Here is a 26,329-nt window from a genome sequence, read left to right as displayed (position 1 = left end):
ATTTCGTTCCATCCCTCTCCCCCCGCCTTCTCCTCCCGGAAAATTATCTGTTGGGATGAGGCTATTTTTTTATCGTTGGTCACACTGGGCATTACCCTACAAGAAAAACGCTTCCTGCCACGCGTAAGGAGAGCCATGAAACGCCTGACCCTTCCCCTGTTGATGCTGCTGTCACCGGCGGCAATGGCGAGCTGGACGCTGCAAAGCTTCCCGACCTTTGACGAGTCCGCCAGCGGCTTGTTCACCAGCCACGCCACGTTGGCCAAGGGCGAACTGCCGCTGAAGATTTACCAAAACCAACAGTGCTGGCAGCCGACCACGGCGGCCAAACTGAATCAAGCCCTGTCACTGCAACCTTGCGGCGATAACCCACCGGTTAACTGGCGGTTGTTCCGCGCAGGCGAATATCAGGTGCGCATCGACACCCGCAGCGGTACACCAACGTTGCAGCTCAGCCTGAAAACCGCACCGGAAATCGCCGCCGCTGCGGTAGCACGCATCTGCCCACGCTGGGACGGCTTGCCGGTCACTCTTGACGTGGCGGCGACCTTTGCCGAAGGTGAAACGGTACGTGATTTCTATTCTGGCCAAACGACCAAGGTCAGCCAGGGCAAAGTCACCCTGCAACCGGCCGCAGGCAGCGGGGGGTTACTGTTGCTGGAGTCGGCAAGCAGCGAGAAAGCCGCGCCGTTCAACTGGCACAACGCCACGGTCTACTTCGCCCTCACCGATCGCTTTGAAAACGGCAACCCGGCCAACGACCACAGCTACGGCCGCCGCAGCGACGGCATGCAGGAGATAGGCACCTTCCACGGCGGCGATTTGGCCGGCCTGACGAAAAAGCTCGATTATCTGCAACAGCTCGGCGTCAATGCGCTGTGGATCAGTTCGCCGCTGGAGCAGATCCACGGCTGGGTTGGCGGCGGCACCAAGGGCGACTTCCCGCATTATGCCTATCACGGATACTACGCGCTGGACTGGACCCGGCTCGATGCCAACATGGGCAGCGAGCAAGATCTGCGCACGCTGGTCGAGCAAGCGCACCAGCGTGGTATCCGCATTCTGTTTGACGTGGTGGTGAATCACGTCGGTTACGCCACGCTGGCGGATATGCAGACCTTCCAGTTCGGCTCGCTGTATCTGAAAGGTGCAGAGATCGAAAAAACACTGGGTAAAAACTGGGGCGACTGGCGGCCGGGTACAGGACAAAACTGGCACAGCTTCAACGATTACATCAACTTCAGCGATAAGGCCGGTTGGGACGCCTGGTGGGGCAAAAACTGGATCCGCACCGATATCGGCGACTACGATCCACCGGGCTATGACGACCTCACCATGTCGCTGGCCTTCCTCCCGGACATCAAAACTGAAGCGCCCGGCGCCAGCGGTCTGCCGCTGTTTTATCGCCATAAACCCGACAGCGCTGCGCACGAAATTCCCGGTGCGACTACCCGCGACTACCTGACTACCTGGCTCAGCCAATGGGTACGCGATTACGGCATTGACGGCTTTCGCGTCGACACTGCCAAACACGTGGAGAAACCGACGCTGGCGCTGCTGAAACAACGTGCCACGGCGGCGTTGGCCGAGTGGAAAGCCGCTCATCCGCAACAGGCACTGGATAACGCCCCATTCTGGATGACCGGTGAAGCCTGGGGCCATGGCGTGATGAAAAGTGACTATTACCAGAACGGCTTCGACGCGATGATCAATTTTGATTTCCAGGATCAGGCGTCGCAGGCGCTGAGCTGCTTCTCCAGCATCGACGCCACCTATCAACAGATGGCCGACAAGTTGCAGGATTTCAACGTGTTGAGCTACATCTCTTCGCACGATACCCGGCTGTTCTTTGCCAGTGATGCCAAAGGGTCGCTGGCGCTGCAGCAGCGTGCCGCCGACCTGCTGCTGCTGGCCCCGGGCGCGGTACAAATTTACTACGGTGATGAAAGTGGCCGTCAGCTTGGCCCGAGTGGCTCAGACCCGTTGCAGGGCACCCGTTCCGATATGAACTGGAGTGAGCTGCAGGGCGACAAAGCCCCACTGCTGGCGCACTGGCAGCGGCTGGGCCAATTCCGCGCTCGTCACCCGGCAATCGGTGCGGGTGAACAGCAGTCGCAACAAACGGCGCAATACTACGCCTTCAGCCGTCGGCTCGGCGACGATAAGGTGATGGTGGTGTGGGTCGGCGATCGGTCACAATAATTCAGCGCGATATGCTGGGAAATGGCCATCGGGCGAAGTTTACTCCCGGTGGCTGTTTTATGAACCGCATTGCGTCGGAAATTGACAGGCGGTATGGTGGGGAATTACCTGCTAAAAATAATACAGCTGCACCTATGACTTTTTCACTTTTCGGCGACAAATTTACCCGTTACGCGGGCATTACCCGTTTAATGGATGACCTGAACGAAGGCCTGCGCACCCCCGGTGCCATCATGCTCGGCGGCGGCAATCCGGCGCAAATTCCAGAGATGGAAAGCTACTTCAAACAGCTGTGTCAGGACATGCTCGACCAGGGCAAACTGACCGAGGCGCTGTGTAACTATGACGGCCCGCAGGGCAAAGACGCCCTGCTGAAAGCACTGGCCAAATTGCTGCGCGACGAGCTGGGCTGGCAGATCTCTCCACAGAATATTGCACTGACAAATGGCAGTCAGAGCGCGTTTTTCTACTTGTTTAACCTGTTTGCCGGCCGCTATGCCGACGGCAGCCGCCGCCGCGTGCTGTTCCCGCTGGCGCCGGAATATATCGGCTATGCCGATGCCGGGTTGGACGAAGGGCTGTTTGTCTCGGCCAAACCCAACATCGAATTGCTGCCAGAAGGCCAGTTCAAGTATCACGTTGATTTCGAACACCTGAACATCGGCGATGATATCGGCATGATCTGCGTATCACGCCCGACCAATCCGACCGGCAACGTGATCACCGACGAAGAGCTGATGAAGCTCGACCGGCTGGCGCAGCAGCGCAATATTCCGCTGGTGATCGATAACGCCTATGGCGTGCCCTTCCCCGGCATTATCTTCAGCGACGCAACGCCGCTGTGGAACCCCAATATTATTCTGTGCATGAGCCTGTCGAAACTCGGCCTGCCCGGTTCGCGCTGCGGCATAGTGATTGCCGATGAAAAGACCATCAGTGCCCTGACCAACATGAACGGCATCATTAGCCTGTCACCGGGCAGCATGGGGCCGGCGATGGCAACGGAAATGATTGAACGCGGTGACCTGCTGCGCCTGTCCAACGAGGTGATCCGGCCCTTCTACAAACAGCGCGTCGAGCACACTATCGAGATCATTCGCCGCTACCTGTCACCAGAACGCTGCCTGATCCATAAACCGGAAGGGGCAATTTTCCTCTGGCTGTGGTTCAAGGATCTGCCGATTACCACTGAATTGCTGTATCAGCGCCTGAAAAAACGTGGCGTGCTGATGGTACCCGGCCACTATTTCTTCCCTGGGCTGGAGCATGAATGGCCGCATACTCATCAGTGCATGCGGATGAACTACGTGCCGGATCCGGAGAAGATTGAGCGTGGCGTGGCGATCCTGGCGGAAGAGATCGAACGCGCACATCAGGAAGCGGGCTGATCGTTGAGATGGGGCACCCAAGTGGTGCCCCGTCGTCTTACATCGCCCAGTTTTTTACATCGCCCAGAACAAGACCGCCAGCAACTGTGGCGACATGATGCGCAGGAACATCGCCAAAGGATAAACCGTGGCGTAAGACAGCGCGGCAGCGCCGCTGGTCGGGTGCAGGCCGTTAGCGAAGGCCAGCGCCGGCGGATCGGTCATTGACCCTGCCAGCATGCCAGACAGCGTCAGGTAGTTCATCTTGCCCACCATCCGCGCCAGTACGCCCACGCTAAACAGAGGGATCGCGGTAATCAGCACGCCATAGCCAATCCATGCCAGCCCTTCGCCATTAATCAGCGTATCGACAAAATTACCGCCCGACTTCAACCCGACCACCGCCAGAAACAGCACTATCCCCAGTTCACGCAGCGCCAGATTGGCACTGGGCGGCATAAACCAGTACAGCTTGCCGATGCTGCCAATACGCCCAAGGATCAGCGCCGCCACCAGTGGGCCACCGGCCAGCCCCAGACGCAATGCCGCTGGGAAACCCGGTATAAACAGCGGGATGGATCCCAACAGCACGCCGAGGCCGATTCCGATAAACACCGGTAGCATTTGCACCTGCTGCAACTTCTGTTGGGCGTTGCCGACAATCGCCGCCACCGCCTCGATAGATTCGGGCCGCCCCACCAGGTTGAGGATGTCACCAAATTGCAGCGTCACATTGCTGCCGGCCACCAGCTCGACCCCGGAACGGTTGAGTCGCGAGATCACCACGTCGTATTTCTGCTTCAGGTTCAGATCGCGGATTTTACTGCCCAGCACCTTCTCATTGGTCACCACTGCTCTCACCACCTGCAGCTCTGTGCCGCGCGTTGACAGCGAGACGTCGACCTCTTCGCCAATCACCAGCCGGGCATTTTCCAGGCTTTCGCGCTTGCCCACCAGATGCAGATAATCGCCCAGTTCCAGCTTTTCAAGCGGTGCCGGCACCATCAGCAAATCGCCGCGTTTCAGGCGAGAACAGATGATGTCCTCGCCGTTCAGCAGCGGTACATTTTTGATAGCCATCCCCTGCAGATTCGGGTTACGCACCGCCACGTTCATGGTATGCAGCAGTTCGCGCTGGTTGCCCAGGCTGCTTTCAAACGCCTGCGCCTCTTGCTCGATATTAATGCGGAAAAACAGGCGTATCAGCCACATCACCAATAAAATGCCGCAGATGCCAAACGGATAGGCCATGGCGTAACCCATACCCATTCGATCAACCAGTGCCGGATCTGAACCCAAATCGGTAAGGATTTGCTGCCCAGCGCCGAGCGCCGGAGTATTGGTGACCGCCCCGGAGAACACGCCAAGAATAATCGGCAACGGCACGGCAAACAGCTTGTGAACCACCGCCGCGACCAACCCACCGACCAGCACCAGTAAAATGGCGAAGCCGTTGAGCCGTAGCCCGGACACCCGCAAGGAGGAGAAAAACCCCGGACCGACCTGAATACCAATGGTGTAAACGAACAGGATCAGGCCGAACTCCTGGATGAAATGCAGCATGTCGCCATTAAGATTGAGCTGCCAGCTCTGGGCGAAATGCCCAACGATAATGCCGCCGAACAGCACCCCACCAATGCCCAGCCCCACCCCATAGATCTTCCAGTTACCCATCCACAGCCCGAGAACGGCCACCAACGCCAACATGCTGACGGTCAGGGCGATTTCGCTCATAGGTCACATCCTTGCCAAAAGTTTAACAACCGGTTTGCGGTTAAAGACGCACAATTAACAGGGATTTTGGCACAGGCAGAAAAGGGTGACTGTGGCTTGCGCCACAGAAAGCAAAGGGGGAAGCCCGTTAGGACTTCCCCCTGAAAATTTAACTGTTTCTCAGTCGGTTATTTGGCTTCCAGCCCTGGCGTAGTACCGATGGCGATCCGCTGTGGCTGCAGGGCTTCCGGTACCTGACGCACCAGATCGATATGCAGCAGGCCATTTTCAAACTGGGCCTCGGAAACCTGCAAATGCTCAGCCAGCGTGAAGGTCAGTGCGAACTCTTTGCACACCAACCCCTGATGCAGATATTCCACCTGTTTTTCCGACGGTGTCGGCTTACCGCGCACGGTCAGGCGTGGGCCTTCGACTTCAATATCCAGTTCGCTTTGTTTGAAGCCGGCCAGCGCCAGAGAAATGCGGTAGTGGTTATCGTCGCTTTTCTCGATGTTGTATGGCGGGAACCCTTGCGGCTCCTGGCCACCCATTGAACTGGCCAATTTGTCAAAGCCGATCCACTGACGCAGTAGTGGGGATAAGTCGTAATTACGCATAGTATTAACTCCTTCTATGAAGCGAGATTTTACCCGTCGCCTTTTAAGCTACGGCGTTGTTACCTGCACTCATTCACCCCAGTCACTTACTAAAGTAAGCTCCGTGGGATGAATGAGCTGGTCGCCTAGCCGTAACTTAAAATTCATAGGGTAAATTAAGGCATGCCCCCTGACGGCAGGCAGTTAACTAACATTCATTGCACCGGCGGTTCATTCCGCCGATGAAATAAGAATTACTTAATTTCTATCCGGCGCGGTTTTAATGTTTCCGGCACGATGCGTTCCATATCGATATACAACAGGCCGTTTTCCAGTTTGGCGCCTTTAATTTGGATATGCTCGGCCAACTGGAATTTACGTTCAAAGTTACGTTCGGCAATGCCTTGATATAAGTAGGTTCTTTCCGACGGCTCATTATTATGAGCGCCACGTACAATCAACAGGTTATCCTGGGTGGTAATCTCGAGCTCTTGCTCGGCGAATCCTGCCACCGCGATCGCGATGCGGTAATGATTTTCATCCACCAGCTCAACGTTATAAGGGGGATAGCCGCCATTACCCTGACTCTGGCCTGCCTCCAACGCATTAAACAAACGGTCAAAGCCAATTGCAGAACGGTAGAGTGGAGAAAGATCGAAATTACGCATAAAACAGCCTCCTAAGGCACTTCAGCGAGGTTTAATAATTAAGCCTTCCATCATGGACAGGCTAAATAATCAGAATTCCCTTACGGCGAATTCTTAATTTGCTTCTGATAAGAAAATGGGGGTGACTTTCACCATTTCAACCGGCGATGATCAAAAAAATGATAATCAGTGCAGCGAAAGTTTTTTTATCCCTTACAATAAACTGAGACGGCCGCCACAGAGCGGGCTCTTGCTCCTTTTAAAACATCCACAAGATGTTATAGATCAGCAGATTTTGGGGAACAGCACCCTGCAGGATGGAATAATGAAAACGATAAGAGTCATAGCAACCAGTTGCATGCTGTTAGCGACCAACGGCTGCTCCAGCGTAATGAGTCACACCGGCCCGAATCAGGGCTACTATCCGGGTACCCGTGCCAGCATGAACGTGCTGAGGGACGACAATACCAGTTGGGCAATGATGCCACTGGTGGCGCTGGATCTGCCATTCTCGGCGGTGATGGACACGGTGTTACTGCCTTACGACTATATGCGCTCCGGCAGTGACGGTACCGCCGACTCGCCGAGAGCGCGCATCTTGCGTGGCGAAGAGCAGAATCTGGCTGCCAGCGGCGATCCAGCCCATGCGGCGGCTGCCACCCCACAGTAAAAAACCTGATGCGGGCTGTTCGCCCGCCGTTGCTCATACCTCGGCCACAAAAATCTGGCTGAACCCGTCGATCTCACGCATAAACGCCACTTTACTGCCGTCCGGAGAGAACACCACCGCATCACCCGATGGCGGTAGCGCAGTACGCTGCGTCAAACGCTGCATCCGCCCGCTGGCTACCTCACATAACATCAGGCTGTTATCACACACCAGCGCGATACGACCGCCCTGCGGATGCCAACTGAACGCCGATTGAATCCCCTGTTCACCCTGCGTGACCTGACGCGGGTCACCGCCGTTGGGTGAGACCACCCACAGCTGTACCACGCCCGCGTCATCCTTCATCAGGCAGGCAATCATACTGCCGTCGGGTGAACTGCGCAGCCAGTGGCGGGGAGTGGTCGCCACACCAGGGAAACGTCGCTGGCCAGTAAAGGTCAGCCGACGTTGGCGTACCCCCAGCGGGGGGGCAGGTATTTGGGTCGGGGTACCTTGCAACGGCCGGGCACCGGCTTTGGCGTAATCGGCATCATCCTGCGGCAGATCAACGATAAACACCTCAGGCAGCTTTTCACCGCTGCTGGAAATCGTATCGCCGATAAACGCCAGCGCCCAGCGCTGTTGCCGCCCATCAGGCCGGGTATAACCGCCTTGGCCAACCCAGCCCTCTTCATAGGCCCGATTAATTTGGTCACTGCCCGGCTGCGGTTGTGGCGTGGTCTCGCTGACCAATACGCAGTAATGGCTGCCGTCATATTCACGCGGATGCTGCTTGGGAGGGTTCACGCCCTGTAATGGCACGGCTACGCCCACGTTGCGCAGATCCAGCGCCGGGTCCAGCTCATGCATCACATGGTCATTATAGGTAAAGCTCAGGCGACTGCCGTCCGGACTAAAAACGTGCACGTGAGTGCCGCCGCGCAGTGCGCCGGGAGTATAGGGCGCGGTGATGTCCATCGCATCGAGGGTAATGGCCAGTTCGCGATCCGGTTCGCTGACAATCACCCCACGACGATGGTGAAAATCATAATGCCAAACGCTATCTGGGTGCTCCGGGCCGTGGATAAAAGCATATCGGGCCGGTGCGTCCGGGCTGACGGTCACCACGCCCACATGAGCACCGTGCTGGGCACGGTACACCACTTCCACCACGCCGCTGTCGACGTTCACCCGTTCAATACTCAGGCCGGTGAAAGAGGCGCCGCTCGGGCGTACGTCGTAAGCCAGCCACTGGCTGTCCGGCGTCCAGACGTTAATATTGGTTAGCTGATGCCCACGTGGATCAAAAGTCAGCTGTTTTTCCCGATGGCTCATGGCGGCTCCCCTGCGCATGCTGGCACTGAGCCGCCATCTTACCGGATCAGCCAACGCGTTTCACATCACCCACCAACAACAGATACGACAACGCGCCGAGTAGTGCCACCACGGCGATATAAATCAGTGAGGGAGCAAAACCATAATCCTGCGCCAGATAACCGACCACCAAGGGTACTGTGATCCCCCCCAGCCCGCCGACAAAGTTAAACACCCCACCGGTCAAGCCAATCAACCGGGTCGGTGCCAGCGATGACACCAGCGACCAGGTAATGGAGGCGAAACCGTTGCCAAAGAACGCCAGCGCCATCAGCACCATAATCCACAGCGGATCGTTGGTGTAATTGGCCCCCATGATGCAGGTAGAGAGCAGCAACCCACAGATAATCGGTGTTTTACGCGCAAAACCGATGGAACGGCCGCTGCGTAGCAAGCGATCGGCAACAAAACCGGATAACAACACGCCGCAGAACGCCGCCAGGAAGGGCACCGTGGTCATAAAACCGGCGGTCAGTGCGGCAATGTGCTTTTCCTGCGTCAGATAATTCGGGAACCAGGTAAGGAAGAACCACAGCGTTGAGGTAATAGCGAACTGGCCGAGATACACCCCCACCAGCTTGCGGTGAAACACCAGTTTCCAGTCGGCAGCGGTGAGCGCTACGCGGTTTTTCTTTTCCGACGCGACGTCGCCATCCACCATGCCGCCACCGTCCTGAATATATTTCAGCTCGGCGTCGTTCACCCCTTTGCTGTTGCGCGGTGACTGATAAACACGCTGCCACACCAACGCCCAGACGATGCCGACACCGCCAGTGATGATGAACACCCAGTGCCAGCTAAGGATCTCTTGTACCCAGATCAACAGCGGCGTCAAAAACGCCAGCCCGACAAACTGACCGGAAGTATAGAACCCCACCGCCGAAGCCCGCTCCTGCTCGGGGAACCAACTGGTGACGATGCGATTATTGGTGGGAAATGCCGGCGCTTCAAACAACCCGGTTACCGCACGCAGGCCAATCAGTGATACCAGGCCACTGGCAAACCCCTGCAGCAACGTGGCGATCGACCAGCCCATAATGGCAATAAAATAGGTCAGTTTTGAGCCGACGCGATCCAGAAACCAGCCGCCAGGGATCTGGCACAGGGTATAGGTCCAGGCAAAAGCAGAGAAAATATAGCCCATCTGCGCCTTGCTGATGCCAAACTCCTGCTGAATATGCGCCGAAGCCACCGCCAGATTGGCGCGGTCGACATAGCAGATCACCACGGTGACAAATATCATGAATAACGTTAAATAGCGGCGTTTACTTTTTGGTGCTGAGGTTAAGGTTATTTCCATTATTTTTATTCCGTTATTTTTCGGATTTTAAGACGGAAGAGAAGTAGGGGATCCCCTTCCGGGTTAACAGAATTATTTAATTCAATTGATGGTGTTTTTAATTTAGGGCTATTTTATTTAGCCTTAACGCTATCGGTTATTTCCCTGTAAATCGTCAATCCATGACTGGGTCAGTGCGTGCAGGTAATAACGCTGCGGTTTGAAAGATGACGGCTAATTACCATTCGGCAACCGCACCGTCCGGATAACGCCACACGGGATTACGCCAGTCCGTCGCTTGTTTACTGCGCTCGATCACCAGCTCTTCGTTAATTTCCACCCCGAGGCCCGGTTTAGTCAGTGGGTAGAAGTGGCCGTCGGTCATTTTGAAATCGTCTTTATTCACTACGTAGTCCAGCAGTTCGGCCCCCTGATTGTAGTGAATACCCATACTCTGCTCCTGGAACACCGCGTTACGCGCCACAAAGTCCACATGCAGACAGGCAGCCAGCGCAATCGGCCCCAGTGGGCAATGCGGAGCCAGCGCTACATCATAGGTCTCCGCCATGGCGGCAATCTTGAAGCATTCGGTGATGCCACCGGCGTGAGACAGGTCAGGCTGAATAATCGCCAGGCCGCCATCTGCCAGCACCCGTTTGAAATCAAAACGTGAATACATACGTTCACCGGCGGCAATCGGGATATGCGTCTGCGCCGCCAGGCGCGGATAGTACTCTGCCTGTTCCGCCAGCACCGGCTCTTCAATAAACAGCGGACGGTACGGCTCCAGCTCTTTGATCAGGATTTTTGCCATCGGCGCATCGACACGACCATGGAAATCCAGACCGAACTCGATACGATTGCCAAAGGCTTCGCGGATCTGCGCCACCACCGCCACCGCAGCATCCACCTTACGCGCGCTGTCGATAATGCCCATCTCTTCACAACCATTTAGCTTAAAGGTGTCGAAGCCGATTTCCGTCAGCTTGTTGATACCGGCAATCACGTCAGAAGGACGATCGCCGCCCACCCAGCTATACGCCTTGATTTTGTCACGCACCAAACCGCCCAACAGCTGATAGACAGGTACGCCCAGCGCCTTGCCTTTGATATCCCACAGTGCCTGATCAATACCGGCGATCGCACTCATCAGGATCGGGCCGCCGCGATAGAAACCACCGCGGTAGAGGGTCTGCCAGATATCGTTAATCCGCGCCGGATCCTGGCCGACCACATATTCCGACAGCTCGTGCACCGCCGCCTCCACGCTGCGTGCGCGCCCTTCAATCACCGGTTCACCCCAACCGACGATGCCTTCATCGGTTTCAATCTTCAGGAACATCCAGCGCGGCGGTAGCCGATAGGTGGTCATTTTGGTTATTTTCATTGAGTGGCTTCCTTATAGGCCCGAACGAAAGCGGCAGCCTGCTGAGCGGTGCGTTCCACCGATTGGCCGGCACGATAGAGATCGCCCCCCAACCCGGCACCCACGCAGCCTGCGGCCAGATACAGATGCAAATTTTCCGGCGTGATGCCGCCGACGGCAAAAACAGGGATCTGAGGCGGCAGCACCGCTTTCAGCGCCTTGATATAGTCCGGGCCAAAGGAGACCGAGGGGAAAATCTTCAATGCCTGAGCCCCGGCCTCCAGTGCGTTGAATGCTTCTGACGCGGTGGCGCAACCGGCGCAAACCGTCATACCCAGCGCCACGGCCCTGCGGATCACCGCCGGTTGGGTATTGGGAGTCACCACCAGTTGACCACCCAGCGCGGCCAACTCTTCCACCTGCGCAGGTTGCAGCACGGTGCCGGCACCGATCAGGGCGCGATCGCTGAATTTCTTCACCGTATCACCGATGCTTTGCTGCCAGTCCGGCGAGTTCATCGGTATTTCAATCGCATCGAACCCCGCCTCAAGCAAGGTTTGTACGTGATCAGCCACCTCCTGCGGCGTAATGCCGCGCAGGATGGCGATCATCGGCAGTTCAGTATTCCAGCTCATGCACAATGCTCCTTATTCCCGATTGGAAAGCCCGATCGCCATCCAGGATCTGGTGGCGTATCCCGGCCATAGTCAGTGCCTGGGCATAACGCTCGCCAAGCTGCGGGTTGCCGATCACCGTTAATGCGGCATCCGGCGGCAGCGGGTATTCACGCTGCATCTGCGCCACCTCGTTGCCGATCAACAAGCCGGAAAGCCAGTCACTGACGGCGCTTTTTTCCAGTTTGCCAAGCACGTGAGCGGCGCGGGTTTCAAATAAACGTCGCACGATGTGGCTTTCATTCATGCCAACTTCCAATCCGTTGATAAACGCCTGCGGATTGGGCCGTTGTTCACTTAGCCCCACGCCGATCAACGAATGGCTGAGCAGCAAATGATGCAATTCGCCTGTCATCACCGTGCGAAAATCCGCCAAGCTGTCACCCTCCATGCGCACCCATTTGCTGTGGGTACCGGGCATGATATAAACCGCCGCCGGCTGTTCGGCATAGGCGCCAATCAACTGGGTTTCTTCACCACGCATGACGTTGTAGTTATCTTCACGTTCGATACAGATGCCCGGAATAATCCAGGCCCGGTAAGGTAAAGCCTGCTCTATCGCCGTTAACTGTTGGGCAACTTCGGTCAGGCGGGTTGGGCAATGCAGATAAGGCACCTGCAGCCAACCGGCATTGCTGCCGACCATCCCAGCCATCACCACCGGCAGCGGCTCAGCCCACCGCGCCATCAGCTCGCTGAAAACCTGCTGCGGCGTGCGGCCATCAAGGCGGGTAACACCGGCCTGCGACTGCAGGCTATCGACACAGACGCCCTGTTCGTAACGCCAGGCGCGCAGGTTGGTGGAACCCCAGTCAATCGCGATAAAGCTGTCACTCATGTTATGTCCTTTAGGCGTTTGGTTGAGCTGGCGATCATCGCCAGTGCCGCCTGCTCTGCGGCATCCGGATCCTGATGACGGATCGCATCATACAATTCCTGATGCTCGCGCAAGGTACGCGGCATATTGTTCTCATCCGACATATAAGTGCGCTCGAACACCGCGCGCTGCAGCGAGCTAATCGCCACGCTAAGCTGTTGCAAAACCGGGTTGTGTACCGCCGCCAGCACCGCTTCGTGATAGCGGATGTCGGCCTCATTAAAACGTTCACGATCCTGGTGATGGATTTTCATGTCGTTCAGCGCCGCTTCGATCACCGCAAGTTCGCTGGAGGTAGCTCGCTCCGCCGCCCAGCGAGCAATCGTTGGCTCCACCAGGTTACGAACCTCACTCATCGAGGCGATCAGCCGTGGATCATAATCCTGCGCCAGCACCCAATTCAGGACGTCGGTATCCAGATAATTCCACTGGCTGCGTAGCGTCACGAATGCGCCACGATAGCGCTTCACCTCCACCAACCGCTTGGACATCAGCGCACGCAAGACTTCGCGGATGATATTGCGCGAAGTTTCAAACTCTTCGCACAGTTCCGTTTCTGCGGGTAATGCCGCCCCCGGAATATACTTACCGCCGACGATCTGCTGGCCCATCTCGATAATGATGCGGTCGGTTTTACCGATCTGCTGCTTGTTCATGATTTCTCCGTGGCGTTCGCCATGCTGTGATAACGGATTTACTTTACCCGCGTCTCCCATTGGCGTCCTGCGGTTGCAGCACAATCTTGATAACTTCCCTAAACAACCACCGCCTTATTGTAGTACCTATATGTTTTGTTGTACTACAATCAAGATCACAAAACAGACAACAAGTTTGCGTGACGTACCAAAACAGACCACCGTTGTTGGGCGATAAACAGGCTGGAAACAGAGGCAATGCCACTACGGGTTGGGGCTTTCCGCTACCGGCGTTGGCAAAGCCCGACCGGAAAAATAAGCGGCTATGTTGTCGAACACCAGATCGGCCATCATCCGCCGCGTGCTGTGAGTCGCGCTGGCCATATGCGGCGTTAGTACCACATTGTCCCGCCCCATCAATGAGGCGGGCACCTGCGGCTCACTGTCAAAAACATCCAGACCGGCACCGGCAATTACCCCTTGGTCAATCGCCTTTACTAATGCAGCTTCATCCACCACCGAACCCCGCGCAATGTTGATTAAGATGCCGTTAGCGCCCAATGCCGCTAACACCTTTGCATCCACCAGCGCCCGCGTCGCCACCCCACCGTTGGTGCAAACCACCAGAAAGTCGCAGTGGTCAGCCAGTGCCAAGGGTGTCGCAAAAAAACGCCCGGTAAAATCGTCATATTGTTGGCGGGAATGATAGCTGACGGCCATATTGAAGGCCGCTGCACGCTGAGCTATCGCCCGCCCGATCCTTCCCAACCCAAGAATGCCCAGGCGTGCGCCGCTAACCTTGCGCGTCCATGGATAACTGCCTTGCAGCCAGTCACCGCGCTCGATAAAACGTTGGGCGCCGCCAATCTGTCGGGCCGTAGCCAGCAGCAGCCCGATCGCCAGATCGGCGACGTCATCGGTCAACACCCCGGGCGTATGTGTTACCCGAACACCCTGTGCCCGTGCAGCCAACACATCCACCCGCTCATAACCCACGCCAAATACGGCAATCAGTTTTAACTGCGGCAAAGTAGCAATTTGTGCCGCACTGACCGCCGTTTCGCCATCAACCAGCAGGACGGTAAATTCACCGGCTCGGGCCGCCAGCGCCAAAGGGGCCAATTCGCGCTGATCCACCAATGGGAAATGTTGACGCAGTTGCACCACCAACCTTTGCGGCAAAGTTGAGGCCTGCAAAATGGTCTCAGCCATGGTTGTTCTCCCGCAGTGTAACCTCGCCTGTGGCCGCTGATAGCGGCCTGCCAAGCCGCAGGCCGATAATGCCGCCAGCCACCAACGCAGCAGCGATGGCCATCAGCGCGATATCATAGCTGCCGGTAATATCTTTAATTCGCCCCATGACCGGTGGAAAGACCAGGCCGGCAATATTCGCTACCGCATTAATCAAGGCTATTGAGGCCGCACCGGCCACGCCGGCGATAGATTCAGTGGTTACCGCCCAAAAAATAGGAGTGATCGCCCAGTTCAACGCGACGGTAAGCACCAGCATGCCGTAGGCCAACACCAGATTTTGACAATAAATCGCCGCCAGCAGCAGCAGACCCGCGGCTATAAGCGGCCCGCCCAAATGCAGGGATCGCTCACCGGTCAGGTCGGAGTGCCTGCCGTTGAAGTACATGAAAATGCAGGCAAAGAAAAATGGAATGGCGGAAAGGACACTGACAACAAAGGAGCTTTGCTCCGTGACTACGCCCTTGACGATTAAAGGCAAAAATAGCGTGATACCTATGGTGCCGAACGCCTGCAACAGCCACATAAAGCTCAGCGCCCAAACCCGCCGGTTGGTCAACGCCTGGCTCCAGCGATGTGATTGTCCGACGGCGGCATCCGCCATTTCACCGGCCATTTTATTGACCAGCCACTGACGTTGCGGCGGCGCCAACCATTTTGCCTGTTGCGGCGCATCATCGAGATAAAAATAGGTCACGATGCCCAGCAACACCGCCGGGATACCTTCCAGCAGGAACAGCCAGCGCCACCCTGCTATGTCAAATAAACCATGCATATTCAGGATGCTGCCGGACAGCGGCAGGCCAATAACCGAAGCCAATGCCGCACCGATGTAAAACATCGACATGGCACGCGCACGGTCGCTGCGCGGATACCAGCAGGAAAGATAATAAATAATGCCAGGGGTGAACCCGGCCTCTGCCACGCCGAGTAAAAAACGCATCACATAAAGCTGCATCGGCGTTTGCACCAAACTCATACCGGCGGCAATGACACCCCAGGTAACCATGATGCGCGCAATCCATATCTTGGCACCGAGACGGCTCAATAATATATTGCTGGGGATTTCAAAAATAATGTAGGAGATATAGAAAATCCCTGCGGCAATACCATACATCTCGGCGCTAAGCGCCAAATCGGCATTCATCTGTAAAGCTGCAATGGAAATATTTGATCTGTCGATATAAGCAATAAGATAAAGCAACATGATGAATGGAATAATACGCCGGTTCATCTTTTTGATTGTCGTGGAATAAGTACTGGAATCCATAATTCTTCCCCCAGAGCAATTCATTAATTTCTGCACGATCTGTTCCTGACAAATCACGCATCCAGTGGTGTTTTCATCTCATCATCAGAAAAAACTCGTTGTTGAATATAAAAATCGGTTGGTTGTTTAATAGGCTAACGCACATTGTAGACACGAAATCGCATCTTGTAATACAAGATGGATCACAAAAAGACACCGGCCAGAAGAACATAGTGATTTACATGTTGGAAAATTAATTCTAAATTGGATTTTTAAATCTAACGAAAAGATCACTATGCTGAGTCGCTACCACGCCATTGCCGATGCCATAACGCTGTTGTTTGCCCCTTACGCCGAGGTGGCACTTCATGATCTCGCCAGCCAAAAGCTGGTTTACATCAGTAATAATCGCTCGCAGCGTGAGCTGGGCGAAGACTCCAACCTGAGCGAGCTGCAGGGCGACCAAGGCTTGCAGGTGATCGGCCCCTATCTGAAGCGCAATTGGGATGGCAGCCAACTGCGTTCTATCAGTGCGGTATTGCGCGACGATAACGCTGCCCCCATTGGCCTGTTGTGCATCAATCTTGATATTACCGTGCTGGAAAGCGCCAAAGCCGCGCTGGAACTCTTCCTTGGCGGCAATGCCCTGCAACCACAACCGGACGTGCTGTTTCAGGACGACTGGCAGGAACGCATCAACACCTTCATTCACCAATGGTTGCAACAACGCCAACAAACGCTCAGCACCCTTAACGGTGCAGGCAAGCGGGCAATGGTGGAGGCGCTCTATCACCAGGGGGCTTTCAAAGGAAAAAACGCCGCCGGCTACGTCGCCAAGATCCTCGGTATCGGCCGCGCTACCGTTTACAACTATCTGAAAAATATCAAGGAGTCTGTATGAGTCAGCTATTTGACGCGATTGTTTCCGCCCATCAGCAATTGCGCCCGCAGGTTCGCGTGACCCCGCTGGAACGCAGCGTACTGCTGTCACAGCAGTTGGGCTGCGAGCTGTATCTGAAATGCGATCACCTGCAACCTACCGGCTCTTTTAAGTTTCGCGGCGCCAGCAACAAACTGCGGTTGTTAAGTGACGAGCAACGTCAACGCGGGGTGATCGCGGCTTCCAGCGGTAATCACGGCCAGGCGATGGCGCTGGCAGGCAAACTGACGGGCGTCAGCGTGACGGTGTATACGCCGGAGAGCGCGGCTGCAATCAAACTTGAGACCATCCGCGCGTTGGGCAGCGAAGTGGTGACGGTACCGGGAGATGCCCTGAAAGCGGAACAGGCGGGGGAAAAAGCGGCGCAGGAACAGGGAAAGGTGTATGTCTCTCCCTATAACGACGAGCAGGTGATCGCCGGTCAGGGCACCTGCGGCATGGAGTTGGTCGAGCAGCAAGAGGATTTGGATGCAGTATTTATCGCCGTGGGTGGTGGTGGTTATATTTCAGGAATTGGTACCGTTTTGCAGCAATTATCGCCGAAAACGCAGATTATTGCCTGCTGGCCAGAAAACTCCACCAGCATGTACAGTGCTCTGCAGGCCGGTCATATTTATCCAGTCGAAGAGCTGGATACGCTGTCCGATGGCACCGCCGGCGGCGTTGAGCCGGGTGCGATCACCTTCCCGCTGTGTCAGCAGGTGATTGACCGCAAAGTCTTGGTCAGTGAAGCGGAAATCAAACAGGCCATGCGCCAGATTGCCGCCAGCGATCGCTGGATTATTGAAGGTGCCGCCGGAGTGGCCTTGGCCGCTGCCATCAAACTGGCACCGGAATTCCAGGGCAAAAAAGTGGCGGTGGTACTGTGCGGGAAAAACATTGTGCTGGAGAAATACCTTAAGGCAATCACCGATGAAAATCCTTAATAAACGGCAGATCATTGAAGCGTTCGATGTAGATGCCGTCACATTGTTGCTCAAAAAAGGATTTATTGCCTATTCCCAACGGCAGGTACAACAGCCGCCGGTGCAGCATTTCCTGTTTGAACAGGCAGCGGGTGACTGCTGTATTAAATCGGCCTGGCTGGAAGGAGACGAGCAGTTTGTCGTCAAGGTTTCCTCTGGCTTTTACCGTAATCCGGCGCAGGGGTTGGCCAGTAATCAGGGGCTGATGATGGCGTTCTCGGCGCAAACCGGCGAACCCCAGGCATTGTTACTGGATGAGGGTTGGTTAACTGCGTTACGTACCGCGCTGGCCGGGCGTATTGTCGCTGAACTCTGTGCTCCGGCATCGATCCCGGCGATTGGCATTGTCGGCTGCGGCATGCAGGCCCGACTGCAGTTACAACAACTAAAATCCCTGACCGCCTGCCGTGAGGTTTGGGTTTGGGGCCGTAACGAAGAGACCTTGCAAGCCTATCGGCGCGATGTCGAAGCCGAAGGCTTCCGGGTCAATATCACCCAGGATGCCGCGGAACTGGCGGCGCATTGTCGGCTGATTGTCACCACCACCCCGAGCCGCGAACCTATTTTGCAAGCGGCGGATATTCAACCCGGCACCCACATCACCGCCGTCGGTGCTGACGCCCAGGGCAAGCAGGAGCTGGCGGCCGATCTGGTGGCCAGGGCGGATGTGCTGTTGGTGGATACTTTGGCACAATGTGCAGATTATGGTGAGATCGCCACTGCTTACCGGCAGGGTTTGCTTAAATCGACGCCGATCGTCGAATTGGGTACGGCATTGGCTCAGGGGATAAAAGTGCGCTGCGATGACCAGCAAATCACCCTGGCCGATCTGACCGGGCTGGCGATTCAGGACGTACAGATTGTGAAGGGTATTTTGGCACGGATATAGAATGTTTACAGGGGCGCGAGTGCACCCCTGTAAATCGAATCACTGTCAGGCATTCAGCACAAACTTCTCGATGGCGCGGGCTACACCGTCTTCGGTATTGGTGCTGGTAACAAACTGCGCTACCGCTTTCAGTTCCGGAATAGCATTACCCATCGCCACGCCAACACCGGCATACTCGATCATCGCGGTGTCATTGGCCTGATCGCCCAGCGTCATCACGTTTTCACGCGCAATACCGAGATGATCGGCCAGCATTTTCACCCCGGTCCCCTTATCTACTTTCTGGTGCAGAATTTCCAAGAAGTAAGGCGCGCTTTTCAGGATGGTGTAACGTTCCCGAGCTTCGGCCGGGATGCGGGCGATGGCGCTATCGAGTAACTCTGGCTCGTCGACCATCATCAATTTCGGGAAACGAATCTCAGGATCCATCTCTTCCACGCTGCGGTACTTCAGCGGAATCCCGGTCATCTCCGACTCATGCACGGTGTATTTGCCGATATCCTTGTTTGGGGTATACAGAGTGTCAAAATCAAATGCCTGGTAATGGACGCCCAGTTCGCGGGCCATCTGCTCGAAATAGAGATAATCCTCAAAACCCAGCGTTTCCTGCAGGATGCAGGCACCGTCTGCCGCCTGTAAAACCAGTGCGCCGTTATAGGTTATACAGAAATCACCGGGCCCCTGAATATCCAACTGTCGCAGATAGTCCTGCACGCCGACATAGGGCCGTCCGGTTGCCAGCACCACATGCACCCCTTTGCGGCGCGCCTCGGTGATCGCCTGCTTTACCGCCGGCGTAATCTGGTGCTGCGGGTTGAGTAGCGTGCCGTCCATATCAATCGCAATCAATTCAATAGCCATTCGAGCCTTCTCCCAGTGGTTTTTCCCCATGCTAACGCGTTTCAGCGTGTAATGTCAGCGCCAAAAAAGGCGTAAAAAAATCCGCGCGGGTTGCCCGGCGCGGATTTTCACAGCCATCAATGCGTTAGATATCGATGTTTGCCGCTTTCAGGGCATTTTCTTCGATAAAGGCACGACGAGGCTCAACTGCATCACCCATCAGGGTGGTAAACAGTTGGTCAGCAGCAATGGCGTCCTTCACGGTCACGCGCAGCATGCGGCGGCTTTCCGGATCCATGGTGGTTTCCCACAGCTGCTCTGGGTTCATTTCGCCCAGACCTTTATAACGTTGTACTGCCAGCCCACGGCGTGACTCTTTCACCAGCCACTCCAATGCCTGCTCGAAGCTTTCAACGGGTTGACGACGCTCACCACGTTCGATGAAGGCATCTTCTTCGATCAGGCCGCGCAGTTTCTCACCCAGCACACAGATTTTGCGGTATTCGCCGCCGTGGATGAAGTCGAAGTCCAGCGCGTAGTCGGTATCCACACCGTGGGTACGGATGCGCAGTACCGGCTCAAACATCTGGCGCTCACGGTTCTCAAAGATCACCGAGTCATAGCTGCTGCCGTGCTGTTCTTTGTCGTTCAGCAGTTTCACCAGCGAATCAATCCAGGTCTTAACCTTGGCCTGATCGCTCAGATCGCCCTCTGCCAAAGTTGGCTGGTAAATCAGGTTGTTCAGCAGTGCACGCGGGTAGCGGCGCTCCATACGACCGATCAGCTTCTGCACGCTGTAGTGCTCGGCAACCAGTTTTTCCAATGGCTCACCGGCAAGCGCTGGTGCGCTGGCGTTGGTGTGCAGGGTTGCGCCGTCCATTGCGATAGCGATTTGGTACTGATCCATCGCTTCGTCATCTTTGATGTACTGTTCCTGCTTGCCTTTTTTCACCTTGTACAGCGGCGGCTGAGCAATGAACACGTGGCCGCGCTCAATGATTTCCGGCATCTGACGGTAGAAGAAGGTCAACAGCAGCGTACGGATGTGCGAGCCATCGACGTCGGCATCGGTCATGATGATGATGCTGTGGTAACGCAGCTTGTCCGGGTTGTACTCATCGCGGCCAATGCCGCAGCCCAGTGCAGTGATCAGCGTCGCCACTTCCTGCGAAGACAGCATCTTGTCGAAGCGTGCTTTTTCAACGTTGAGGATTTTACCTTTCAACGGCAAGATTGCCTGGTTCTTACGGTTACGCCCCTGCTTGGCAGAGCCGCCCGCGGAGTCCCCTTCCACCAGGTACAGTTCGGACAACGCCGGATCGCGTTCCTGACAGTCTGCCAGTTTGCCCGGCAGGCCGGCCAGATCCAATGCGCCTTTGCGACGGGTCATTTCACGCGCTTTACGCGCCGCTTCACGAGCACGCGCCGCATCGATGATTTTACCGACGACAATTTTCGCATCGCCCGGGTTTTCCATCAGATAATCGACCAGCTTTTCGTTCATCAGCGTTTCAACCGCGGTTTTCACCTCGGAAGAAACCAGCTTGTCTTTGGTCTGAGAAGAGAACTTCGGATCCGGCACTTTCACCGAAACCACGGCAATCAGGCCTTCACGCGCATCGTCACCGGTGGCGCTGATTTTGGCTTTTTTGCTGTAGCCTTCTTTATCCATGTAGCTATTCAGGGTACGGGTCATCGCGGTACGGAAACCGACCAGGTGGGTACCCCCATCACGCTGTGGGATGTTGTTGGTGAAGCAGTAGATATTTTCCTGGAAACCGTCGTTCCACTGCAGCGCCACTTCCACACCGATGTCGTCTTTCATGGTCGAGAAATAGAACACGTTTGGATGGATCGGGGTTTTGTTCTTATTCAGGTACTCAACAAACGCCTTGATACCGCCTTCGTAGTGGAAGTGGTCTTCTTTGTCGGTGCGTTTGTCTTTCAGGCGGATAGACACGCCCGAGTTCAGGAATGAGAGTTCGCGCAGGCGCTTGGCCAGAATATCGTACTCAAATTCGACATTATTGGTGAAGGTTTCATAGCTCGGCCAGAAACGCACCGTGGTGCCGGTCTGATCGGTTTCACCGACCACTTTCAGCGGCGCCTGTGGCTCGCCCATGGCGTAGGTCTGTTCGTGCACCTTGCCTTCGCGACGGATAACCAGTTCCAGCTTCTCGGACAAGGCGTTAACAACAGAAACACCCACGCCGTGCAGACCGCCGGAAACCTTGTAGGAGTTGTCATCAAATTTGCCGCCGGCATGCAGCACGGTCATGATCACCTGCGCCGCAGAAACCCCTTCCTCTTCGTGAATACCGGTCGGGATACCACGGCCGTCATCCTGTACCGAAACGGAGTTATCGGCATGGATGGTCACCTGGATGTCACTACAGTGGCCAGCGAGTGCTTCGTCGATAGCGTTGTCCACAACCTCGAATACCATGTGGTGCAGACCGGTGCCATCATCGGTGTCGCCGATATACATGCCCGGGCGCTTACGCACCGCGTCCAGCCCTTTTAATACCTTGATACTTGAGGAGTCATAAGAATTCGACATCAACGTTTCTCGCTCATTTTAGTCCTGTGGTTGAACCTCTATTTTACCTTGTTCCACGCGGAACATCTTGCCCTTTTCACCGGCCATATCGGTCACTTGTTCAGCGCTTACCGCACTGACAAAGACCTGGGCCTGGGTGGCTTTCAGGCGATCGGCCAGCAACCGGCGACGGCCGGTGTCCAGCTCGGAGGCAAAATCATCAATCAGATACAGGCAACGCCGCCCGCTCTGCCGGGTGAGAAACTCACCCTGCGCTAAGCGCAACGCGCACATCAGCAGTTTCAGCTGACCGCGCGATAACAAATCCTCTACCGGCGTGCCGTCGGCACGAATGCGGAAGTCCGCCTTATGCGGCCCCACCGCGGTATAGGTTAACGCCCTGTCACGCTCAAACTGGCGCTCCAGCAGCTCTCCGTAGTCGCTCTCTTTGTCCCAGCCACGCTGGAAAGAGAAACTCAGGGCAAATTCGGGCAAAAACTGCGCGCATGTCGCGGTAATATCCGCGGCAATCGCGTCGCTGTATGCTGCCCGCCACTCGCTGATACGCTCGGCCAAGGGGATCAGTTCCTGATCCCAGGCGCGGATCTGCGCATAGCGACTGACCTGGCGCAGCGCGGCATTGCGCTGCTTCAGTAACCGTTTCAGGTTGCTCCAGGCGGTGAAAAAACCGGGTTCGTTATGAAAACAGCCCCAGTCCAGGAAGGCACGCCGGAATTTCGGCCCACCGTTTAGCAGGGTAAAACCTTCGGGGGTAATCAGTTGCATCGGCAATAACTGCGCCAGTTCAGCCACTTTGTGGCCGTCGCTGCCATCGATGCGTACCTTGCTGTCCCCCTGACGGCTCTTGCTTAATCCTACGGATATTTCACGCTCTGCACCGTCAATACGGCCGTGCAAAATAAACTCCGGCTGATCGTGGCGGATCACCCGCCCAGCCTGCAGGCTGCGAAACGCCCGCCCGTGCCCGAGGGTATATACCGCCTCAAGCACGCTGGTTTTTCCGCTGCCATTGGCGCCAACCAAGAAATTAAATCCCGGCGCCAGCGCCAAATCGGCAGCTTCTATATTACGGAAATCTTTAATCAGTAAACGCGTCAGAGCCATGCAATCTCTTTACCCATGACGGTAAGTTATTCAACCTTATATACCCTATGGATTTCAAGTTGCGGCTAGGCGGCCAGCTAGCTTATCCCCAGGCGCTTACTTAAGTAAGTAACTGGGGTAAGCTAGTGCAGCCAACAACGCTGCAGCTTGAAAGACGACGGGTATGAACTACAACCGCATTGGCATGACGACGTAGGCAGCAGACTTACTGGCACCGTCTTCGATCTGCACGCTGGAAACCGAGTCGGTCAGCAGCAGGCGCACATCTTCACACTTGAGCGCGTTCAATACGTCCAGCACGTAGCTGACGTTGAAACCAATTTCCATCTCGGTGCCGTCGTAGCTGACATCGAGGATCTCTTCCGCCTCTTCCTGTTCAGGGTTGTTGGCGGTGATCTTGAGCTGGTTTTGGCTGACATACAGCCGCACGCCGCGGAACTTCTCGTTCGACAAAATGGCCGCACGAGCAAACGCCTGCTTGAGCAGATCGCAGCCGGCTTCCAGCGTTTTGTCCGGGTTCTTCGGCAAGACGCGACGATAGTCAGGGAAACGGCCATCAACCAGCTTGGAGGTGAAGATAAAGTCACCGACGTGGGCGCGAATGTTGTTACTGCCGATCTGCAGTTGCAGCAGCGTATCGCCACCGTCCAGCAAACGCACCAGCTCCATCACGCCTTTACGCGGCACGATCACCGAATGCGACGGCAATTGCTGACCGATCGGCATTGAACACACCGCCAGGCGGTGGCCATCGGTCGCCACGGTACGCAGTTCTTCACCTTCGGTTTCGAACAGCATGCCGTTTAAGTAGTAGCGCACATCCTGATGAGCCATCGAGAACTGCGTGGCTTCGATCAGGCGCTTCAGGGTCGCCTGCGGCAGAGAAAATTCAACTTCGCTCTGCCAGTCGTCCAGGTTCGGGAAATCCACCGCCGGCAACGTAGAAAGAGAGAAGCGACTGCGGCCGGAACGCACCAGCATACGCTCGCCTTCCAGCGTCACAGTGATCTCGGCCCCTTCGGGCAAGCCACGGCAGATATCAAATAATTTACGCGCGGGGACGGTAGTCGCGCCCGCTTCATGAGGTTGGGACAGGGCAACGCGCGCCACCATCTCCATCTCCAGATCGGTGCCGGTCAACAGCAGGCAGCCTTCCGTCACCTGCAACAGCAGGTTACCCAGAATTGGCAGCGTTGGGCGGCCGCCCAGCGGGCTGCTCACCTGTTGCAGTGGTTTTAGCAGATGCTCACGTTCAACGATAAATTTCATAGCGCTAGGAAGATAATGTTCTGATTAAATTGGAGAAATCTTCTTTGATGTCGTGACTTTCCTCACGCAACTGCTCAATCTTCCGGCAGGCGTGCAACACCGTGGTATGGTCGCGGCCACCAAACGCATCGCCGATTTCTGGCAGGCTGTGGTTGGTGAGCTCTTTTGCCAGCGCCATCGCCATTTGGCGAGGACGGGCAACGGAACGCGAGCGCCGCTTGGACAACAAATCAGCGATTTTAATTTTATAGTATTCCGCCACCGTCTTTTGAATATTATCGATGGTGACCAGCTTTTCCTGCAATGCCAGCAGATCGCGCAGCGCTTCACGCACGAAATCAATGGTAATGGCACGGCCGGTAAAGTTTGCGTTGGCGATCACGCGGTTCAACGCCCCTTCGAGCTCACGCACGTTGGAACGCAGGCGCTTGGCGATAAAGAACGCCACCTCGCCCGGCAGACGGATATTATTCTCGTCGGCCTTTTTCATCAGGATCGCTACACGGGTTTCCAGCTCCGGCGGTTCAATCGCGACCGTCAGCCCCCAACCGAAGCGGGATTTCAGACGATCTTCCACGCCGTTAATCTCTTTCGGATAACGGTCCGAGGTCAGGATAATCTGCTGATTGCCTTCCAACAGGGCGTTAAAGGTATGGAAGAACTCTTCCTGCGAACGCTCTTTATTGGCAAAAAATTGGATGTCATCGATCAGCAGCGCATCGACCGAACGGTAATAACGCTTAAATTCTTCAATGGCATTGTTCTGCAAGGCTTTGACCATGTCCTGCACAAAGCGTTCAGAGTGCATATAGACCACTTTGGCGTTGGCCTTGCGTGCCATGATGCCGTTACCCACCGCGTGCAACAGGTGAGTTTTACCCAGACCGGTGCCGCCATAAAGGAACAACGGGTTATAGGCACCACCCGGGTTATCCGCCACCTGACGGGCCGCCGCGCGCGCCAACTGGTTGGATTTACCCTCAACAAAGTTATCAAAGGTATGCTTTGGGTTAACGTTGGAGCGGTAAGAAAGTTCAGGCTGCGGCGCTGCGTTGTCCCAGCTTGGGCGGGACGGCGCGGCAACCCGCACTATTGGCGCGCTGGGTGCACTGACGCTGGCAGTAACGGTCTGGCTGATGATTTGGGAGAGGGGCTTACTGCCCACTTCAAAACGCAGCAATGGGGCATCCGTACCGCAGAAATCATTCAACAGACCATTGATATTGTTTAAGTATTTATCGCGAACCCAATCCAGCACAAAACGATTGGGCGCATAAAGCGCCAGGGTGTTGTCACTCAGTTCCGCCTGCAATGGGCGTATCCACATACTAAATTCTGTGGCAGGTAACTCATCCTGCAATCGGGCAAGACACTGCTGCCAAAGCGAAAGTGACACGGCGGACTCCACTCGAACAAGATCAATAAAAGAAAAGAATCAGGCTAATTTTTTATAACTCATGATTTTTGACACATACCCGGCATCGGCTGTTTGCCTGTGGGGGATGCGAACCGCCTTTCACGGTTTATGTCCCTCACGATCCCCGCTTGAGAGATCGCGATCGGAATGACGGATCATAGCGCAATCCGCGCAAGAGATCCTCCTCTTCATCACAGATTAGATCCATTTTATCCACAGGCCCCGGCCTGCGGCGATCTTTTCGCCAGCCTCGCTAAATTGCAGGCAAAAACCCGCCTGCGGAAAGGTATTTTTTACATTGTCAACCGGTTATACCCTGTTATCCACGCCCGATCCTTGGCTTTGCCCCCAAGGATCGCATCGGGATCCTTGCGATTTACCCCCGAGTCCGTATAATCTTCGCCCTACGTGTGTACCTGGTTCCTAAATGGTGTGTCATTAACCGGACAGGATTCTGCGGTGACCA

General features: G+C 55.7%; 22 protein-coding genes. 6 read left to right on the top strand and 16 right to left on the bottom strand.

Annotation, left to right across the window (positions count from 1 at the left end):
- Window positions 1-135 precede the first annotated feature (135 nt).
- A complete protein-coding gene (locus SERS4_RS0100760; RefSeq protein ID WP_017891157.1) occupies window positions 136-2,202 on the top strand; it encodes an alpha-amylase in 2,067 nt (688 codons plus the stop codon).
- A 134-nt stretch (window positions 2,203-2,336) separates the two neighbouring features.
- Window positions 2,337-3,590 (top strand): valine--pyruvate transaminase, encoded by a 1,254-nt coding sequence (locus SERS4_RS0100755; RefSeq protein ID WP_017891156.1) that lies wholly within the window; start codon window positions 2,337-2,339, stop codon window positions 3,588-3,590.
- Window positions 3,591-3,644: 54 nt separating this feature from the next.
- On the opposite strand, the gene SERS4_RS0100750 is transcribed toward SERS4_RS0100755, so the two are convergent.
- The 3 genes from SERS4_RS0100750 to ibpA all read right to left on the bottom strand — a co-directional run bounded on the left by SERS4_RS0100750 (window position 3,645) and on the right by ibpA (window position 6,546).
- Window positions 3,645-5,303: a putative transporter gene (locus tag SERS4_RS0100750; RefSeq protein WP_017891155.1), complete on the bottom strand. Its 1,659-nt coding sequence runs from the start codon at window positions 5,301-5,303 to the stop codon at window positions 3,645-3,647.
- Between the two features lie 167 nt (window positions 5,304-5,470).
- Window positions 5,471-5,899 (bottom strand): small heat shock chaperone IbpB, encoded by a 429-nt coding sequence (gene ibpB / locus SERS4_RS0100745; RefSeq protein WP_012004522.1) that lies wholly within the window; start codon window positions 5,897-5,899, stop codon window positions 5,471-5,473.
- 233 nt (window positions 5,900-6,132) lie between these two features.
- Window positions 6,133-6,546 (bottom strand): small heat shock chaperone IbpA, encoded by a 414-nt coding sequence (gene ibpA, locus SERS4_RS0100740; RefSeq protein WP_017891154.1) that lies wholly within the window; start codon window positions 6,544-6,546, stop codon window positions 6,133-6,135.
- Window positions 6,547-6,850: 304 nt separating this feature from the next.
- Between ibpA and SERS4_RS0100735 the strand changes: the two genes are divergently transcribed.
- Window positions 6,851-7,195, top strand: a complete 345-nt coding sequence (locus SERS4_RS0100735; RefSeq protein WP_012004521.1) for a YceK/YidQ family lipoprotein — start codon at window positions 6,851-6,853, stop codon at window positions 7,193-7,195.
- A 33-nt stretch (window positions 7,196-7,228) separates the two neighbouring features.
- Here SERS4_RS0100735 and SERS4_RS0100730 read toward each other — a convergent pair whose 3' ends face one another.
- The 8 genes from SERS4_RS0100730 to SERS4_RS0100695 all read right to left on the bottom strand — a co-directional run bounded on the left by SERS4_RS0100730 (window position 7,229) and on the right by SERS4_RS0100695 (window position 15,900).
- Window positions 7,229-8,509, bottom strand: coding sequence for a DUF3748 domain-containing protein (locus SERS4_RS0100730; protein ID WP_012004520.1), 1,281 nt, complete (start codon window positions 8,507-8,509; stop codon window positions 7,229-7,231).
- A gap of 46 nt (window positions 8,510-8,555) precedes the next feature.
- The gene (locus SERS4_RS0100725) at window positions 8,556-9,848 is read right to left on the bottom strand and encodes an MFS transporter (protein WP_012004519.1); all 1,293 of its coding nucleotides are present in this window, start codon (window positions 9,846-9,848) and stop codon (window positions 8,556-8,558) included.
- 217 nt (window positions 9,849-10,065) lie between these two features.
- Window positions 10,066-11,214, bottom strand: coding sequence for a galactonate dehydratase (gene dgoD, locus SERS4_RS0100720; RefSeq protein WP_012004518.1), 1,149 nt, complete (start codon window positions 11,212-11,214; stop codon window positions 10,066-10,068).
- Entirely contained in the window at window positions 11,211-11,828 is a 618-nt protein-coding gene (locus tag SERS4_RS0100715) for a 2-dehydro-3-deoxy-6-phosphogalactonate aldolase (RefSeq protein WP_017891152.1), read from the bottom strand. The genes dgoD and SERS4_RS0100715 overlap by 4 nt, the downstream gene beginning before the upstream one ends.
- Window positions 11,812-12,705 (bottom strand): 2-dehydro-3-deoxygalactonokinase, encoded by an 894-nt coding sequence (locus SERS4_RS0100710; protein ID WP_017891151.1) that lies wholly within the window; start codon window positions 12,703-12,705, stop codon window positions 11,812-11,814. The genes SERS4_RS0100715 and SERS4_RS0100710 overlap by 17 nt, the downstream gene beginning before the upstream one ends.
- Window positions 12,702-13,400, bottom strand: a complete 699-nt coding sequence (locus SERS4_RS0100705) for a FadR/GntR family transcriptional regulator (RefSeq protein WP_026142139.1) — start codon at window positions 13,398-13,400, stop codon at window positions 12,702-12,704. The genes SERS4_RS0100710 and SERS4_RS0100705 overlap by 4 nt, the downstream gene beginning before the upstream one ends.
- A 243-nt stretch (window positions 13,401-13,643) precedes the next feature.
- Window positions 13,644-14,591, bottom strand: coding sequence for a 2-hydroxyacid dehydrogenase (locus tag SERS4_RS0100700; RefSeq protein ID WP_017891150.1), 948 nt, complete (start codon window positions 14,589-14,591; stop codon window positions 13,644-13,646).
- On the bottom strand, window positions 14,584-15,900 hold the full coding sequence (locus tag SERS4_RS0100695) for an MFS transporter (RefSeq protein ID WP_017891149.1): 1,317 nt from the start codon (window positions 15,898-15,900) through the stop codon (window positions 14,584-14,586). Before SERS4_RS0100695 ends, SERS4_RS0100700 begins: the two co-directional genes overlap by 8 nt.
- A 274-nt stretch (window positions 15,901-16,174) precedes the next feature.
- Between SERS4_RS0100695 and SERS4_RS0100690 the strand changes: the two genes are divergently transcribed.
- Genes SERS4_RS0100690 through SERS4_RS0100680 form a run of 3 tightly spaced genes read left to right on the top strand, consistent with a single transcriptional unit; the run spans window position 16,175 to window position 18,673 of the window.
- Complete coding sequence (locus SERS4_RS0100690) at window positions 16,175-16,780, top strand: transcriptional regulator (protein ID WP_017891148.1); 606 nt, start codon at window positions 16,175-16,177, stop codon at window positions 16,778-16,780.
- Window positions 16,777-17,745 (top strand): threonine/serine dehydratase, encoded by a 969-nt coding sequence (locus SERS4_RS0100685; RefSeq protein ID WP_017891147.1) that lies wholly within the window; start codon window positions 16,777-16,779, stop codon window positions 17,743-17,745. The genes SERS4_RS0100690 and SERS4_RS0100685 overlap by 4 nt, the downstream gene beginning before the upstream one ends.
- Window positions 17,732-18,673: an ornithine cyclodeaminase family protein gene (locus tag SERS4_RS0100680; RefSeq protein WP_017891146.1), complete on the top strand. Its 942-nt coding sequence runs from the start codon at window positions 17,732-17,734 to the stop codon at window positions 18,671-18,673. Before SERS4_RS0100685 ends, SERS4_RS0100680 begins: the two co-directional genes overlap by 14 nt.
- 45 nt (window positions 18,674-18,718) lie before the next feature.
- Here the strand turns inward: SERS4_RS0100680 and yidA are convergent, their stop codons facing one another.
- The 5 genes from yidA to dnaA form a co-directional block, all read right to left on the bottom strand.
- A complete protein-coding gene (gene yidA / locus SERS4_RS0100675) occupies window positions 18,719-19,534 on the bottom strand; it encodes a sugar-phosphatase (protein ID WP_017891145.1) in 816 nt (271 codons plus the stop codon).
- A gap of 124 nt (window positions 19,535-19,658) precedes the next feature.
- Complete coding sequence (gyrB, locus tag SERS4_RS0100670) at window positions 19,659-22,073, bottom strand: DNA topoisomerase (ATP-hydrolyzing) subunit B (RefSeq protein WP_017891144.1); 2,415 nt, start codon at window positions 22,071-22,073, stop codon at window positions 19,659-19,661.
- 18 nt (window positions 22,074-22,091) lie between these two features.
- Complete coding sequence (gene recF / locus SERS4_RS0100665) at window positions 22,092-23,177, bottom strand: DNA replication/repair protein RecF (RefSeq protein WP_012004508.1); 1,086 nt, start codon at window positions 23,175-23,177, stop codon at window positions 22,092-22,094.
- A gap of 168 nt (window positions 23,178-23,345) precedes the next feature.
- A complete protein-coding gene (gene dnaN, locus SERS4_RS0100660) occupies window positions 23,346-24,446 on the bottom strand; it encodes a DNA polymerase III subunit beta (protein ID WP_012004507.1) in 1,101 nt (366 codons plus the stop codon).
- A 4-nt stretch (window positions 24,447-24,450) separates the two neighbouring features.
- Window positions 24,451-25,842, bottom strand: a complete 1,392-nt coding sequence (gene dnaA / locus SERS4_RS0100655; RefSeq protein WP_012004506.1) for a chromosomal replication initiator protein DnaA — start codon at window positions 25,840-25,842, stop codon at window positions 24,451-24,453.
- Window positions 25,843-26,329 lie beyond the last annotated feature (487 nt).

This window comes from Serratia sp. S4 (assembly GCF_000347995.1).
Taxonomy (GTDB): Bacteria; Pseudomonadota; Gammaproteobacteria; order Enterobacterales; family Enterobacteriaceae; genus Serratia; species Serratia quinivorans.
This window is presented reverse-complemented; position numbering and strand designations above follow the sequence as displayed.